Below are 15,669 nucleotides of genomic sequence, written 5' to 3'. Positions count from 1 at the left end.
CCCGAGACAGTGCTATGGCCGGCTGCGCAACCCCGGCCAACTCCGCCGGCCACCCCAGCCGTAGCGCCACGACCGATCATGCACTAACATTGACACCGGACCACCTCGTGGGGGCTGGCCATGATCCCCAATGGGTCGGAAGGTCCGCTCACGATCACACATCAGAACTCCGGAGAAGGTCAGCCCCGTGCCAGGAGCTGACCTTCACGATCTCTGTCACTCACACTTTACTGAAAGATCTGCACGAACACGGCGCCGGAATCACTCAGGGTCACAGGTTTACGCAGATTCTCTGGATGCGATGGTCGGCGGTGCTGCTGTGGTTCCGCCACAGCCTTTCAATGGTCCATTCCGATCTCAGCGATGCTCGTCCGGAGCCAAGCGTGAAAGGGATCGTTCTGGTTCTTCTCATGCCAAACCATCAGCGTATCGATCGCAGGCAGCGGGAAGGGAAGCTCCGAGATCGTGAGAGGATAGGCTTCACTGTACCTCATCGCGAGGCTGAAGGGACAGGTGAGGAGATAATCGGTACCGACCAATATCTGAGCCGGCGTGAGGAAGTTCCCGACCCGCACAGCGATGGCACGCTGCATCTTCTCTGACTGCAAGAACTGGTCGACCGGCGCGAACACCCCGGGGGGTACCTCGATCTGAAGGTGTCTTGCCTTCAGGTAATCATCGAGGCTCCTCGGCGACGCAAGGTAGGAATTGTCCCGGTCGCAGACGCAGACAAAGCGATCGCTGAAGATCGTGCGTTGGCGAAACCCGGCGGGAAGATCCGCAAAGTAGGCAGCAATCGCGACATCAAAATCGCCGGATTCCAGCTCTGCCTTGGGGAAGCCGCCGGCGAGCGATCGGGTCTCGAAGCGAAGTCCCGGGGCGAGATTCTGTGCCCGTCTCATCAGGGTCGGGATTGCCCGCGTCTCGAAATAGGTGGTTGAGGCGATGACGACCCTGCGTTCGAGACGGGCGAGATCAAGGTCCTCGCCGCCATACAGCGCCTGCGCGTGGTCGAGAAGGTTTCGCACCTTCGGGAGGAGCTTTTCAAGGCGTCGTGTCGCGATGAGACCTCGCTGACCGCGAACGAACAGGGGATCGTCGAACTGCGCACGCAGCCGTGCAAGCGCATGACTCAGCGCCGGCTGGCTGAGGCCGAGGCGCTCTGAGGCCTTCGTCAGGCTGAGCTCTTCGCCAAGGACAAGCAGGATGCCGAGGAGATTCAGGTCTTTGGTTCTGATATTCATTATTCGAATATCATAAATAAGATCGTTCGATTGGGCAAATATGAGCGTCTGCGGCACAAGGAGGACGTCACCCCGGCCAAGGAGGTCATGATGATCAATCTTGTGGATGCCGCCCGGACCCTGATCCCGGCAGCAGTGCCGGGGCTGGCCCTGGCTGGTCCGTCGACCGCATTCGCCGCGGGCAACGAGACCACTCTGAGAAATGCGGGCGACATGAAATGGGAGCTGATGCTTCCCGAGCTCGGCAAGGACTCGCCGCGTTACACGATCCTGCGGGTCGATCCGAAGACCAATGCCACGACGCTGATGATCGAATTCCCGACAGCGATTCACATCCCAAGGCACACGCACGACAAGAGCGAGACGCACTTCCTTCTGAAGGGCTCACACATCTTCGGCCACGAGGGGAAGCTCTTCCACGTCAACGAGGGCGGCTATTTCTACATGGACGGCGGCATGGCGCACGAAGCGTGGGTGCCCGCGGGCGCAAAGGCGATCATCGTGCTCGAGGATGGCCGGAAGGTCGACTGGACCGAAGGAGCCCCTACCGCTGCCGACCTCGGCAAGGGAACGCCGCCTTCGCAGTGATCGCTCTTCGATCCTTCTTCCATGGAGCATGACATGACCAACCTTCTGAACATCCTTGCCATCACCACGGCCGTGCGCGGCACGGAGGATCGCCTCCGTGCGGCGCAGGAGATCCTCGTCGCCGAAACCGTGAAGGAGCCGGGCTGCCTACGCTATGAGCTCAACCAGTCCCTCGACGACGGGCGCATCCTGATCTTCGTTGAAAGCTGGGCCAGCGAGGAGGCTTGGCGCGCGCACATGGAGGGCGCCGCGATGAAGCCCTTCCAGATGAGCGGGGCGCCGAACCTGATTGCCGACTTCCAGCTCTACCGCCTGACGCCGGTGGCTCACGGACAGGCCGACAAGGTGGCGTGAAGTAACGCTCCCTGCCCCGCCAATCCCGGTCTGCCAAGGCGCCAGATCGGAAAGGATTGCATCATGCCAAAAGTTATTGAGCGTAAGAAGCTGGTGGAAGCCGCCCCCCATGCGGCTTTCAAACTGGACGAGATCATCAAAAGCTTCCCCGACACTGCCGACACGCTGCTGGTCGACCATCGGCTGACCGACGAGGACGAGGCAAGCGCACGTGTCTTTCGTGTCTATCAGCCGACCCCGGCGCATTATCACGCGACCTGCGACGAGTACCTGATCGTCCTGTCGGGGCGTGCGAGGTTCTTCCTGGGTGACCGCGAGCCGTTCGAGGTCGGCCCGGGCGAAATGCTCTTCTTCAAGAAACTCACCGTCCACGGAATGCCCGAGATCCTCGAGCATCCGCTCTTCATGGTGTCGGTCGACACGCCCCGCCGGGACCCCGGCGACATCATCTTCGTCGATCCGTCGGAAGGCACGCCTGCAAGCTTTGTGAGGGCATGGGGATGATCATTGCGATCAAATCCTCTCGCCTCACCTGATGGGTGTGCCGTCAGTCGTGTGGGCCCATGCGCCCGGACGGGACCGCTGCCCCGACCCATTTCTCCCGAAAGGACAATGACCATGAGCCCCCTGTTCGAACCCTTTGCCATGGGCCGGCACAGGCTTGCCAACCGCATCGCGATGGCGCCGATGACGCGTGCCCGGAATCCGAACGGCGTTCCCGACGAACTCACCGCCACCTATTACCGGCAACGCGCATCCGCCGGCCTGATTGTCACGGAAGGCACGCCGATCTCTGCGACGGCTGAAGGCTTCTTGTTCATCCCCGGCCTCTATCGTGCCGATCAGGTCGCGGGCTGGCGCAAGGTGACCGAGGCCGTTCATGCGGAAGGCGGCACCATCTTCACCCAGCTCTGGCATGTCGGCCGCGTCAGCCATGTCTCGAACCAGCCGGGTGGCATTGCACCGGTCAGCTCCACCAACCGGATCGCCAGGAACGCGCAGGCCTGGGGACTGACCGAGGACGGTATGCCGGGTGCTGTCGACGTCTCCAGGCCTCGCGCGCTCACCACGGAGGAAGTGCGCGGCGTGATCGCTGATTTTGCGCGGGCTGCCACAAATGCTGTGGAGGCGAGCTTTGACGGGGTCGAGCTGCACGGCGCCAACGGCTATCTGATCGAGCAGTTCCTGAACCCTACCGTCAACGACCGCACCGACGCCTATCGCGGCGACACGCTGGAAGGCCGCACCCGCTTCATGCTGGAGGCCATCGACGCGGTCATTGCCCGGATCGGGGCGGAGCGCACCGCCATCCGGCTGTCACCCTACGGTGGCCTGTTCGATATGGCCCATTATCCTGAGATTGAGGAAACCTATCTCTTCCTCACCGACGAGCTGAGCAAGCGCAACGTCGCCTATGTCCATCTGATGGATCAGAAGTCGCGCGGCAGCTCGGCGATTCCGGCCGAGTTCCTGACGAAGTTCCGCGCCCGTTTCAAGGGCGTGCTGATCCTGGCGGGCGGCATGACGCGTGCCCGGGCCGAAGAGTTGATCGCCGAGGGACAGATCGACATCGCGGCGTTTGGCGAGCCGTTCATCGCCAATCCCGATCTGGTCGAGCGCCTGAGGAACAACTGGCCGCTCGCTCCCGCCAATCGCGCCCTTCATTATGGCGGTGGCGCACAAGGGTATACCGACTATCCACCCTATGACGACAGGGCCGCGGCCTGACGATCTGCGCCAAGCCGGTCCGCTGCTCGTGATCTGCTGGCCGTGCGAGCCGCGCACAATCGACAGCCCCCCGGCATCTGCCAGGACGACCATCCTGCACGATCCGGCTGGGACGGTCCCTCACTTCGGAGAAGAATGATGAAACTCATCCACACGCTCGCCATTGCGCTCGCCCTCGGCGTCGGCATCGCGAATGCCCATGCCGGCAATGTGCTGGTCGTCCTCTCGGACTCTGACCACCTCGATCTCAAGGATGGCAAGGTCTTCCAGACAGGCTTCTACCTCAACGAGCTGATGCAGCCGGTTAAGGCCCTGCTCAGCGCCGGGCACCAAGTCACGTTCGCAACGCCAAGGGGCTCCGCACCCACCTTGGACAGGTCGTCGGTAGACAGGATGTATTTCGGCGGTGACGAGGCCGCGATGCAGGAAAGCATTGCATTGCTCGGCGAACTGGGGCTCACCTCGAGCAGCAATTCGCCGGTGATCAGCCTGGCCCGTGTCGAACAGATCGGCTACGACCATTTCGAGGCCGTCTATGTCCCCGGCGGCCATGCACCGATGCAGGACCTTCTGGTCAGCCCGGAGCTGGGCAAGTTGCTGACCGATTTCCATACGAACGGTAAGACAACGGCGCTGGCCTGCCATGGTCCGATCGCCCTGCTCTCGACCTTACCCGACGCGCAGGGGTTCACCAGGCAGCTTGAAACGCGAGGCGGCATTCAGCAGAGGCCGGACTGGATCTATGCCGGATACAAGCTCACGGTCATCAGCAATCAGGAAGAGGAAATAGCGAAGGGACTGCTGAACGGCGGCTCGATGAAGTTCTACCCGCAGACAGCGCTGGAACAAGCCGGAGCAACCTTCGTCAGCAACCAGGTGCCATTTACGGCGCATGTGGTGACCGATCGCGAGCTGATCACCGGACAGAACCCGGCCTCGGCGCCTGAGGTCGCCAAGGAACTGCTGAAGCGGCTGAAATAAGCTGGCTTCGGCAACTGGTAGAAACAGGATTCAACAATGACCAAAGTGAATATCGGGATCATCGGCACGGGGTTCATTGCGACTATCCTTGCCCCGGCGATCCAATCCTCCGGGAATGCGCGGCTTGCGGCGGTTTCAAGCCGAACGCTCGCGAAGGCCGAGGACTTCGTTGCCCATTATCCGGGCGTGGACGCTGTCGAGGGCGCAGAGAGGCTGATCGAGCGTGCCGATGTCGACGCCGTCTACGTCGCGACCCCCACAGCCGTGAAGGACGAGATGGCCAGCAGGGCACTTGCCGTCGGCAAGCACGTACTCATCGAAAAGCCGCTGCATTCGAGGGAATCGTTTGAACGCCTTTCGGCACTGGCCCGCGAGAAAGGGCTGGTGCTGATGGACGCCACCCACTTCGTCCATCACCCGCGCACGCACGCGATGCACGAGCGTCTCGCCGAACTGATCGGCCCCACCCGATCGCTACACACCATGTTCTACTTCCCGTTCTCGGACCGCAGCAACATCCGTTTCGATCCAGTCGACGAGCCGATGGGTGCCGTGGGCGACATGGCGTGGTACTCGATGCGGGCGGTCGTCGAATATCTCGCACCGAACGCTCTGGAAGACATCAAGGTCTTTGCCGAGCGGGATCTCCAGTCGGGCGCAATCGTTCGTGCAACGGGTGCCCTGAAATTCGACAGTGACAGAACCTCGACATTCGATGTCGGCTATACCGCCGGGACAGCGGTCATGGACCTCACCGTTGCAGGGACATCCGGCATCCTGTCCCAGGACGACTTCGTTCTGGATTGGCAGAGTGGTTTCGGTTTCGACAACCCCGATATTCCGACGGGCATGATCCATCGATCCGGCATGGCGACGAGGAAGGAGTTCGTCTTCATTGAGACACCGGGCCGGAAGCCGCAGCACACCCAGATGGTCGAAAACTTCGCCGATCTGATTGTGAGACAGGATACGACCCATCGCGAAGAATGGCTGCGGGCAACCGCCATGACCCAGGGGTTACTCGATGCGATCTGGCACGATATTCAATCGAAGTCCTGATTGAAGTTCCCGCCGTTCCGCACCCTTCGGGCGCCAGCGCTTTCGAGAGTCGAGCGGCCCATCCGGGCGCGCTGTGCGGAAAAGTGAATCCGGTCTTCCGTATGATATGATGCGCCATACCGGAAAACGAGCATCGGGCCCAGGAGTGCACTCCACTGATGGGTCCGATGCCACAGGCGGCAGGTCCTCGTCGGCCATACGGTCTGCCCTACCGATCAAGGGCCGGAGCGCGCGCCAGCCCCTGCATAGGTGCCGAGGCCGTCCACCAGGGCGTCAAACACCGCCCGGCACCGCGGACTGGACTTCAAATCCTCGTGCATCACGATCCAAGTGCCAAGATCGAGCCTGAACCCATTGGCGAGAACCCGAACCAGGTTGGCATCCCGGCTGGCCAGCGGAACCTGACACACTCCGATTCCGAATCCCGCCCGGATAGCGGCGAGTTGGGCGAGATCGCTGTCGGCCTTCAATGCGAAGCCGGCGCGATCGAAGCCGCTGACGCGCTTGAGCATGCTTCGGATCACCGGCGTCTCTTGGTCGAAGCCGATCAGGTCGTGATCGCGAAGGTCGTCAAGGGTGGAGGGAATGCCCTGGCGGTCCAGGTAGCGTTTGTGCGCATGAAGTCCAAGCGTGATCGACCCGACATGGCGCGCCACAAGGGCGTCGTGCACAGGCTCGACCATCCGGACCGCAATGTCGGCCGCGCGCTGGAGAAGATCATCAAGGCTGTTCGACAGGACAAGCTCGATGACGAGTTCGGGATGCCGCGTCCGCAGCGCCGCCAGGATCGGCGGCAGCACCTCGACACCGATTACCTCGCTGGCGCTGATCCGAACCGCTCCCCGGATCGCGGCACCATGCCCTGAAGCTGCCCGCAACAGAGCCGCCGAGGTAGAGGCCAGCGTTTCGGCGTAGGGCCGCAGTTCGAGCGCCGCTTCCGTCGGCGCCAATCCCCGTTGCGACCGGATGAAGAGATCGTAGCCGACCGCGGCCTCAAGCGCATCGATGTGACGCGCCACCGTCGGCTGCGTGAGCCCGAGCGTCCGCGCTGCGCCGGAGAGTGAACTCTCGGTCAGCACAGCGAGGAAGGTCCGGTAAAGATCCCAGCTTGGTTCAAGAGCATTCATCGATTTCAGTATAGCGACCCCACGCATTTCCACAATTTCGTTGTGAGCCTCTCCATTGCATCTTGTCCCTGTCCACGAACACGGGAGGACGAGATGGAAGAGAAGACGGCTTTGGTGCTTGGCGCGACCGGAGGCATCGGCGGGGAGGTTGCGCGTCGCCTCAAACGGCGCGGATGGGCCGTCCGCGCCCTGCATCGCGATCCGGCCAAGGCGGGTTCACGTGATGGTCTCACTTGGATGCAAGGTGATGCGATGGTGGCATCAGACGTCGCCGCAGCGGCGGAGGGCACTTTGCTCATCGTGCATGCCGTCAACCCGCCGGGCTACCGGAACTGGGGTGATGTCGTGTTGCCGATGCTGGACAATACCATCGCGGCCGCGCGCCGGAACGAGGCCCGCATCCTCCTTCCGGGAACTATCTACAACTACGGCCCGGACGCACTTCCCATCCTGGACGAGCATTCGGCACAGCAGCCGGTCACCCGCAAGGGCCGCATCCGGGTCGAAATGGAGGCGCGCTTGCGCCGCGCGGCCTCGGACGGGGCAAAGGTACTGATCGTTCGCGCCGGCGACTACTTTGAGCCACGCGCTGGCAACAACTGGTTCTCGCAGGGCCTCGTGAGGCCGGGCCGGGTCGTGACGGCGATCACCTATCCCGGCAAGCCGGGTGTCGGTCATCAATGGGCCTATCTGCCTGACGTCGCCGAGACGATGGTCCGCCTTGCCGAGCATGAACATCTGGAGGCGTTCTCCACCTTCCACATGGCTGGACACTGGGATCATGACGGAACGCAGATGATCGCAGCGATCCGGCGGGTGGTCGGCAATCCGGAACTCCGCGCCCGCCGGCTTCCCTGGCGTCTGATGGCGCTCGCCTCGCCTTTCGTGCCCCTATTCCGCGAATTGCGCGAGATGAAATATCTTTGGGACCAGCCGGTCCAGATGTCCAACACCCGCTTGCTCGCGGTAATCGGGGCGGAGCCCCACACGCCGCTGGACGACGCGGTCCGCGCCACTTTGATTGGCCTTGGATGTCTCAGGGCGGATGAGTTGCCCGGAACGGGCATCATCACGGCCGCGATAGGCGAGCCGAGGAGGCCATGATGCGGCGCCGGAACTTCATGGCCTTGGCCACATGGTCCATCCCAGTCGCCATCTTGGGACAGTTCCTGCTGGCCGGCCTGTCTCTTTTCCATGATGCGCAGTTGTGGGCCGGCCATGGCATCCTGGGCTCCGTCCTTGCTCTGCCGGTCGGCATGATCGCAGTCGCGACGTTCATCGACAGGCGTGCCTTGCACCTGCGGCTCTGGGCACTGACCCAAACGACGGTGTACGCCGCTCAGGTCGGGTTGATCCTTGTCGGCCAGAGCTCTGGCTCCGGAGTCCTTCAGGCACTCCACGCCTTCAATGGCGCTCTCCTGCTTCTGGTCTCATTTATTCTTGCTCAGAAGACAAACTTGCTTCCGAAGTCAGCTTTGGCTCGCTGAAGGTCTGCATGGGGTCAGGTAGTGAAATTCATTCACCGACAGGAACGTCTGGCATTCCTGTCCAAAGCGGACTTTCGGTCTACTTCGCAAATGTGTGCCAGGAACGGACATTCGCGACTGTGATGTAATCAGTCAGTCCAAGCGCCGACGTTGAGAACGCGCCGGCGCTCGGCTTGAAGACTCATTGTGCAACCAAAGCTGGAAGCGCCTGCACTCTCGTGACCGCCGGCGGATTCCATCTGCCAGAGAGAACCTCAGACTTCGGGCTATAGAGGCGCATGGTCAGATTGAAGCCGCCTTTCGGCGCCGGCAGCCAGTTGGTCTCTTTGTCTTTGCCTGGGCTCTCGTTCTGGAAGTAGAGGTCGAGCGATCCGTCCGGGTTGTACTTGAATGGCATCCAACTGCTGACCGCAAAGCGGTCGAGGCTGTTTGCCACCTGGAAACCGTCCGGATCATAGAGCGTGACCGACCAGAAGGCGTTCACCGGCGGCGTCGCGCCCTTCTCGAAGTGCAGCGTGTATTTGTTGGCGCCATCGAGCGGCCTGCCGGCTTCGTCACCGAGGTTGAGCGGGTAGACCGCATCCTCGGGCAGGTTGGCGCCGAGGCCCTGCTGCGTAACGATGGCGCGCTTGAGATAGTAGTTCCCATAGACGCCCATCGTATCGGTGTTCATCGACCAATGGTTCGCGACCCGCGCGAGCGTCGCGAGCTTCCACTCCATGAGCTTCTGCCCGGCTTCCGGCGCACCTTCGAGACCCTTCTTCACGGCCGGCGGAGCCTTCTCGATATCGAAGCTCTGGCCCGGCACGATGCCGATGCGCTTCATCTGCGCGAGAATCGGCTCATCGGTGAGATGCGGTGGATGGAGTTTGAGCAGCTCGGCGGCATAGGCAAAGTATTGGCCCGCCGACATGGTGTCGGCCTGAACCTTCGGCGCGGTCTTCATGTCAACGCTGGGATCGATCTTCACCTCGACCGGCCTTGGCGTCTTGCCCCAGTCGGACAGCATCGTGACCTTGTAGCCGGCCTGGATCTTGTGGACCGCGTCATAGTCCGGAGGCCCGTCCGTCTTCGTCCGGCCGATCACCCAGACATAGGGGGTTGGCGCGCTGATGCGCGTCATCTCGGCGGGAACGGTCCCGCTCCAACCGGGCGGGGTGACCAGAAAGTTACCCGCCTGCGTTCCGGTCGTGCGCCATCCAGGGGAGGCAAACACATCCGTCCACATGTCGAGCATTGGCAGCAGGTAGTAGCGCCCACTGGTGTCTGGCGCGGAGACGACCAGCGGTTCCTTGGTCAGATCAAGCCACGCAACGGAATAGAGCGTATCGAAGTTGACCCGCACGACTATTTTCAGATCGGCAGGGGGAAACGACGGGACGTTCACGAACGTGTTCATCGGGCCTTTGGCGAACTCTTTCCCGGGTTCGATGTTCGTGGATTGCTTGCGCGTGATGTCCATCGAGATCAGCGGGTAGAAGTAGATGTAGGCATCGACGCCGATGGCGTGCGCCTCCGCCTCAGTGATTGCCGGTGCTGCGCCCTGAGCTATCGCCCCTTGCGCCAGGGCTGGGCCTAAAAGAAGGCCCAAAGACAGTGCGATTGCGTTCCTGTTCACGTCGTTCTCCCGCTTCAGTTGAAGTGAACGCGACGCAACAAGCCCCATCCAGTCATACCACCCAAATGGGCTTGGCGAGTGCCCTCTTAAGGATAGTGTGCCCTGACAAGCCGTGCCGTGCAGAGGGGGGCAACGTGCGAATGGGAAAAGCCAAGAATGTCCGGTCCGGGTCAAAGAGTAACAAACAGCAAATGGAATGAAGGTCCGCCTACCGCCTCATGAGCGGACCAAAATGTTTCTTCCGAGAAGTGCCAATTTCTGATGTTCGCGCGGCCTTGGGCGGGAATTTTTCTTGCCCTCAAGCATCTAATGCGATGGGGCGCACGCATCCCAGGAGAGTTCCATGGACGCGCTTTCGAAGCTATCGCGGCGGCAATCCCTACAAGGTTTCGCCCTGTTCGGAGCTGGAGCAGCCATCGCCAGGCTCCAGCGGCCGGCCGCGGCATACGCTCAGACCACGTCACCATCCGCCATGAAGGACGAGGACATATTCCAGTTCGCCCTCAACCTCGAGTACATGGAGGCCGAGTACTACCTGCGGGCCACGACCGGGAAAGGCATCGACGCAGCGGACATCGGCTCGGACGCCGGTGGGGTCAATGGCGGCCGCAAGGTGCCCTTCCAGCACAAGGCGATCAGCGAGTTCGCGGAAGAACTGGCCGAGAACGAACTTGCGCATGTCCGCTTCTATCGCAAGACCCTCGGCAGCCACGCGGTGGACCGCCCCGCGATCGATTTCGAGGACGGCTTTGCGGCCGTGGCCAAGGCGGCGGGCCTGCCGGAATTCGATCCCTTCGCCAGCGACATGAACTTCCTCGTCGGCGGCATGCTGTTCGAGGATGTGGGCGTGACCGGCTATGCCGGCGCAGCGCCCCTGCTCCAGAAGAAGGAATACATCGAAGCAGCCGCCGCCATTCTGGCCGTTGAGGCGTATCACATGGGCATGGCGCGCTCGCAGCTCTATCAGATGGGTGAGAAGGCCCAGAGGGCCGCGAATGCCGTATCGGCCACTCGGGACAAGATCGACGGCCCGCAAGACAAGGATCAGGGCATCGAGCGCAATGGCAAGGCCAACCTCGTCCCGGCGACACCGGATGGCATGGTCTTCCGCCGGACGCCGCAGGAGGTGCTGCGCATCGTCTACCTGACCGACAAGGCGGGCGTGGACAGGGGCGGCTTCTATCCGAAGGGCATGAACGGCACGCTCAAGAGCACCTAGACACGCGATCGAGGCAGGCGGCGCGCGAGCGCGTCCGTCTGCCCGTGGGGGCTGCGGCAACTCTTGATGGGAGGTCACGATGCCTGAGAAGCGAAACCGCGTCACCTTGATTGGCCTGGACGGCCCTGTCTGTTCCCGCCGTGCCTTTCTGCGGGGCACTCTGCTCGGCGTGGCTGCGGCGGGCACCGGCACGCTCTCGGCCTGTATGCCGATGATGCCGCCGCAGGCGGCCGCACCTGCGCCAGCAGCACCCCCGATGGAGGCCCGCGGGCTGCCCCGGAACGTGCCCAAAGCGGTTGCGCGCTACCAGGACCGCCCGAACCGCGGCCAGCGCTGCGGGCGGTGCATGCACTTCGTCGAGCCGGATGGCTGTGAGATCGTGACCGGCAGGATCAGTCCGCAGGGCTGGTGCCGCTATTTCGAGGCTATCGTCTGACTTGCAGGAGCGAGAACTGCCACTGACCTAGGGCTGATCCGCCGGAAGCAATTCTCCATTGCGCCGCCAGACCGGTTCTAGCTCCCATTGCTCGCGGCTCCCTGCTCATCCATCGTCAGAGGCCGGAGTTGTCCTCGGGCGCGCATCAGATGGCCCTCGATGGCTCGCCTGCGGTCCATCAGTCGGTTCAGCTTGGCCAAGGCGATCTTCTCGTCCTGAGCAGCTTGAGCGACCTCTTGGGTATCCTTTTTGAACTGCTGCCGCTGCGCGGCGCGCGCGACCTCCTGGTCGAGCCACTCGCACGCGTTTGCGACCCGACGGAGTTCGATGAGCAGTTCCGGCTCGCTCATATGGTCCAAGCCAACCATCGTGCAACGAAACTCGCTGGCACCGCAGGCCCTGCGGCTTTCGCGGGCGGCAGGGCTTCCAATCATCTCCAAGCTTCCAATCATCTCCAAGGATGCAGATCAGGTCGGACCCGAGGACCAGTAATCCCGCACCTGCTGCCCGTACTCCGGCCGAGAGAACGGCTCCTCACCGGCGGCATAGCTCGGGGCTCGCATCAGCCGCTCCTTGTCGGCATCGATCACGTAGCCCTTCTTGCTGGTGTCATAGGTCAGGGCATTCCACGGCAGCGGGTGATACTTCTGACCAATCCCGAGAAAGCCGCCAAAGCTCATGATCGCATAGGCAACCTCGCCCGAGCGCTTGCCGACCATGAAGTTGTAGACTTCCCCAAGCTTCTCGCCCTGCCGGTTGTACACCACCGTGCCCTCGACCTTGTTGGAGGCAATCAGGTCCGTGGTTTCATCCTTCTCCACAGAGCCAGCAGTGCGTGACCGGCTCTGCCGCCCGAAGAAGTGGCTGCTGTCAGCTCTCTGCGAGGACCTACGAGTCGGAGGGCTGCTCCAGGTCGTACGGCGCACGGTCGTTGCTGTCATGTACCCAACTGCGCCGCCGAGAAGAATACTGAGCAACACGATACTGTCCTCGAAGAACAGATCAGCCCGCCGACGTCGGCGGAGTTCGTTGTCAACGTTCCGTCGTGCGTCAGCATGGGTGTCCAGATCATGCGTCGGGTAGGCTGGCTGCCTCGAAGCTCCTGTCCGAGATGACCGGGGCTCAGCTCTCATCCCTTCCGGCGAACCGCCGGCCTGATAGGTGTCGACCATGGACGTTCCTCCTGAGAATGAATCAGCCCTTGCCTGGTGCTGCTGATTCAACCCAGCGAGCAGGCAATGGTTCGGACGTCCGGCTGCTGAGACGCTCCGGCGATCCACCGTTCCCTAAACCTCACTCACGGACGAAGGCCACTGCCCTGGAGCCTCACTCAGCTCATTCAGCCAACGTGAAGCACTCTTCTGGCACATGGCGCCTTGGGTACGGTCCGCCGCTTTGAGCTTGCACAGGATACCCTTGCGGTTCAGGTCCCGAGTGGCCGGGGACTTGGAGCATCAGACCGCGATCGCCTGCGCGGTCTTGTCCGCATTGCTCGGAACCTCCGGCGTGGTTGCCACTTATCCTGGATCAATAAAACCAAGAATGGGTCGCCTCGCGCGGCCGAACTTAGGGACGGGCGCCCTCGAACATCAGTCGGCAGTGGACGTCAGACCTGTAGACGCCTGCCAAGCACGGGTACCGCCCAATTGCTTCAGCATCATGCGTAGGTGTTTTGGTGCTAGCGACATAACCGTGTCACACGCTATGGGCCAAGCTGAGGCTTGGATCCTTCAATTCGACAGCAAGTGAGGGACAATGACAGCAACCAGACGATACAGCCGAGCCCCGCCGGATAAGGCGAACGAGCTGTTCGAACGGCTCCTCGCCACGTCTGACAACGCGGTTAAAACCCGCGAGCGGCTCCTGGCCGACCTCAAGGAAGAACTGGAGCTTCTCGCCACCCTCCAGGAGGAGCATCTGTTTCCCGTGTTGTCCCGGCACGGGATGCAGGATCTCGTGCGGGAGGCCACCAGCGACAACCAGCAAACGGCGGCCTTCCTCAGCGAGCTGGAGCGGATGCCGAAGAACAGCGTTGAGTTCCTCGGCAAGATGATGGAGCTCAGACGAGCCTTCCAGCAGCACATCCGGGACGACCGGAAGGAACTGCTTCCCGCCGTGCTCAAGGTTCTGAGCGACGAGGAAGCCAACGCCATCGCCGAGACAGTGGAGGATGAAATGGCCAGCATTGATGAGCTGAAGCGCGCCGACACGCGACGGACCCGCGAGCAGGGCGAAGCGGTGCAGCGGGTCACCGAGGATGTGGCCGATACCTTGCGGGCTGGCGTGGAAAGCGCGCAGACCATGGCTCAGGCCATGCAGGAGGCGGTTTCCAACAGCTTCAGCGCCTTCTCAGAGCTCGCCCGCCGCTCGACCGGACAGACCTTGCCGATGGGAAGCCGGCCGGAGGGTGAGCTCCAGGGGCTGACGGAGGAGGCTGCGCACAACCTCCGAGCTGTGGCCCAGTCCAGCACGGCCTTGGCCCGTGGTTTGCAGGAGGTGTCGCGCGAGGTGGTCACCCGCAGCCAGCAGCGCCTGCAACGCAACCTCGATGGCTTGCAGGCTCTGGCTCGCTGCCGCTCGATGTCAGACTTCGTCGAGGTGCAGACTTCACTGCTACGGGACAACCTGGAGCAGACGGTCGAGAACAGCCGACGCCTCGCCGAGCTCACGCTCCGGATGACCGATGAGGCGGCTAAGACCGTGACCGTGCAGGCCGAGAAAACCGCCCAGCGCCTCAACCGCGCGGCCTGAGCCTCAACTGGCATAGAGAGGCGTGCTCCCGGCTTCAGAGCCGGGAGCATTTGTATATGTCGGAGCGCCTGATGAGAAGTGATTGCCGCGTGCAGGTGTACAAGCGGACGTCGAAGCATCCAGGATGTGGTGCTCGGTGACCTGTGCAGTCCTGGCAGGCGCATTTAGGAACGCGGGTTTCCCACAGCCGTTGACTGGCAGATTCAGGCAACGGTCCGAGGGAGTTCATAACGATGCTCAGACGCTTGTCAGTTGTGCTTGCGGGATGCCTCCTTGCGAGCAGCCTTGCGGGGGGAGTTTCGGCTCAGTCTCGGCTGGATCGTGACTGGAACAATGATCGTGGTTGGCGGGACAGGGATTGGTACCGGGATCAGGACAGGGATTGGGACCGAGGCCCACGGTGGCGCGATCGGGACTGCTATTATGAACGTCGACGCGAGCGGAACCGGTTCGGCGAGATTGTGATCAGACGGTACCGGATCTGCGAAGACTGATGCGAAGAGCCGGTGGTGGCCAATCCTGGGGTTGCGTGGGAGTTTCTACAGGATTGTACGCTAAGGATCCTGGAACCGGGCTGGATCAAAGCGGTTCGTGCGCAGAGGACGGAAGCGTTCGCGCGGCCGCGCAATCTCGGACCAGAGATAGTCGCCCGTGAGTGCGATGTGATCCCACTTGACCGGTGCTACGTGCGACAGAAGCCCGTCCGGAAGTCTGATGCCCTGCTCTCTCACGTATCCCACGGCGCGTGCGAGATAGGTTGTATTCCAAAGGATGATGGCGTTCACTACCAGATTGAGACCGGACGCCCGATAAGCCATAGCCTCCGCCGTGCGGTCCCGCAGCTCCCCTAAACGATGGAAGAACACCGCCCGAGCCAGCGCATGACGGCTTTCGCCCTTATTGAGATTGCCATGCGAACGCCGCCGCAACTCGAGATCCAGCAGCCAGTCGGCCATTATGTGGAATATGCGCGTCAAGGCTGGGTAGCCGAGCCAGGTGCCGATAGTGATCACGCCGATTACGGCCAGTCGGGAGCCTGGCGTCGGGCAACGACGTACCCCGCAGGCTCGCCCGCCC

17 protein-coding genes are annotated in these 15,669 nt (G+C 62.3%); 11 read left to right on the top strand and 6 right to left on the bottom strand.

All coding sequences use genetic code 11. The annotated features are described in order from the left end of the window. Nucleotides 1-338: 338 nt before the first annotated feature. Nucleotides 339-1,244: a LysR family transcriptional regulator gene (locus ACS5Q1_RS40325; protein ID WP_473103499.1), complete on the bottom strand. Its 906-nt coding sequence runs from the start codon at nt 1,242-1,244 to the stop codon at nt 339-341. An 87-nt stretch (nt 1,245-1,331) separates the two neighbouring features. On the opposite strand from ACS5Q1_RS40325, the gene ACS5Q1_RS40320 reads away from it, so the two are divergent. The 6 genes from ACS5Q1_RS40320 (at nt 1,332) to ACS5Q1_RS40295 (ending at nt 5,954) form a co-directional block, all read left to right on the top strand. Then, a complete protein-coding gene (locus tag ACS5Q1_RS40320) occupies nt 1,332-1,832 on the top strand; it encodes a cupin domain-containing protein (protein ID WP_473103498.1) in 501 nt (166 codons plus the stop codon). A 33-nt stretch (nt 1,833-1,865) separates the two neighbouring features. Beyond that, nucleotides 1,866-2,186: a putative quinol monooxygenase gene (locus ACS5Q1_RS40315; RefSeq protein WP_473103497.1), complete on the top strand. Its 321-nt coding sequence runs from the start codon at nt 1,866-1,868 to the stop codon at nt 2,184-2,186. Between the two features lie 63 nt (nt 2,187-2,249). After that, complete coding sequence (locus tag ACS5Q1_RS40310; RefSeq protein WP_473103496.1) at nt 2,250-2,690, top strand: cupin domain-containing protein; 441 nt, start codon at nt 2,250-2,252, stop codon at nt 2,688-2,690. Between the two features lie 114 nt (nt 2,691-2,804). Next, nucleotides 2,805-3,914 (top strand): alkene reductase, encoded by a 1,110-nt coding sequence (locus ACS5Q1_RS40305; RefSeq protein WP_473103495.1) that lies wholly within the window; start codon nt 2,805-2,807, stop codon nt 3,912-3,914. 138 nt (nt 3,915-4,052) lie between these two features. Beyond that, nucleotides 4,053-4,895 (top strand): type 1 glutamine amidotransferase domain-containing protein, encoded by an 843-nt coding sequence (locus ACS5Q1_RS40300; protein ID WP_473103500.1) that lies wholly within the window; start codon nt 4,053-4,055, stop codon nt 4,893-4,895. 36 nt (nt 4,896-4,931) lie between these two features. Beyond that, entirely contained in the window at nt 4,932-5,954 is a 1,023-nt protein-coding gene (locus ACS5Q1_RS40295) for a Gfo/Idh/MocA family protein (RefSeq protein ID WP_473103494.1), read from the top strand. Nucleotides 5,955-6,169: 215 nt separating this feature from the next. Here the strand turns inward: ACS5Q1_RS40295 and ACS5Q1_RS40290 are convergent, their stop codons facing one another. After that, nucleotides 6,170-7,081, bottom strand: a complete 912-nt coding sequence (locus tag ACS5Q1_RS40290) for a LysR family transcriptional regulator (RefSeq protein ID WP_473103493.1) — start codon at nt 7,079-7,081, stop codon at nt 6,170-6,172. A 93-nt stretch (nt 7,082-7,174) separates the two neighbouring features. Here ACS5Q1_RS40290 and ACS5Q1_RS40285 point away from each other — a divergent pair, with 93 nt between their 5' ends. Further along, nucleotides 7,175-8,185 (top strand): NAD(P)H-binding protein, encoded by a 1,011-nt coding sequence (locus ACS5Q1_RS40285; protein WP_473103492.1) that lies wholly within the window; start codon nt 7,175-7,177, stop codon nt 8,183-8,185. Then, the gene (locus ACS5Q1_RS40280; RefSeq protein WP_473103491.1) at nt 8,182-8,568 is read left to right on the top strand and encodes a DUF6220 domain-containing protein; all 387 of its coding nucleotides are present in this window, start codon (nt 8,182-8,184) and stop codon (nt 8,566-8,568) included. Before ACS5Q1_RS40285 ends, ACS5Q1_RS40280 begins: the two co-directional genes overlap by 4 nt. A 181-nt stretch (nt 8,569-8,749) precedes the next feature. Here ACS5Q1_RS40280 and ACS5Q1_RS40275 read toward each other — a convergent pair whose 3' ends face one another. Next, nucleotides 8,750-10,186: a DUF1254 domain-containing protein gene (locus ACS5Q1_RS40275; protein WP_473103490.1), complete on the bottom strand. Its 1,437-nt coding sequence runs from the start codon at nt 10,184-10,186 to the stop codon at nt 8,750-8,752. Nucleotides 10,187-10,529: 343 nt separating this feature from the next. Between ACS5Q1_RS40275 and ACS5Q1_RS40270 the strand changes: the two genes are divergently transcribed. Beyond that, nucleotides 10,530-11,405: a ferritin-like domain-containing protein gene (locus ACS5Q1_RS40270; protein WP_473103489.1), complete on the top strand. Its 876-nt coding sequence runs from the start codon at nt 10,530-10,532 to the stop codon at nt 11,403-11,405. A gap of 79 nt (nt 11,406-11,484) precedes the next feature. Next, the gene (locus ACS5Q1_RS40265) at nt 11,485-11,841 is read left to right on the top strand and encodes a twin-arginine translocation signal domain-containing protein (RefSeq protein WP_473103488.1); all 357 of its coding nucleotides are present in this window, start codon (nt 11,485-11,487) and stop codon (nt 11,839-11,841) included. Nucleotides 11,842-11,918: 77 nt separating this feature from the next. Here the strand turns inward: ACS5Q1_RS40265 and ACS5Q1_RS40260 are convergent, their stop codons facing one another. Beyond that, nucleotides 11,919-12,275, bottom strand: coding sequence for a hypothetical protein (locus tag ACS5Q1_RS40260; RefSeq protein WP_473103487.1), 357 nt, complete (start codon nt 12,273-12,275; stop codon nt 11,919-11,921). 33 nt (nt 12,276-12,308) lie between these two features. Further along, nucleotides 12,309-12,821 carry a PRC-barrel domain-containing protein gene (locus ACS5Q1_RS40255; RefSeq protein ID WP_473103486.1) on the bottom strand — a complete coding sequence of 171 codons (513 nt, stop codon included), beginning with the start codon at nt 12,819-12,821 and terminating at the stop codon, nt 12,309-12,311. A gap of 775 nt (nt 12,822-13,596) precedes the next feature. Between ACS5Q1_RS40255 and ACS5Q1_RS40250 the strand changes: the two genes are divergently transcribed. Beyond that, complete coding sequence (locus tag ACS5Q1_RS40250; protein WP_473103485.1) at nt 13,597-14,592, top strand: phasin family protein; 996 nt, start codon at nt 13,597-13,599, stop codon at nt 14,590-14,592. A 554-nt stretch (nt 14,593-15,146) separates the two neighbouring features. Here ACS5Q1_RS40250 and ACS5Q1_RS40245 read toward each other — a convergent pair. Beyond that, nucleotides 15,147-15,669, bottom strand: a 523-nt coding sequence (locus ACS5Q1_RS40245; RefSeq protein ID WP_473103484.1) for a Tn3 family transposase, incomplete at its 5' end; no start/stop codon positions are given.

The organism is Microvirga sp. GN3 (assembly GCF_055792825.1).
This window is presented reverse-complemented; position numbering and strand designations above follow the sequence as displayed.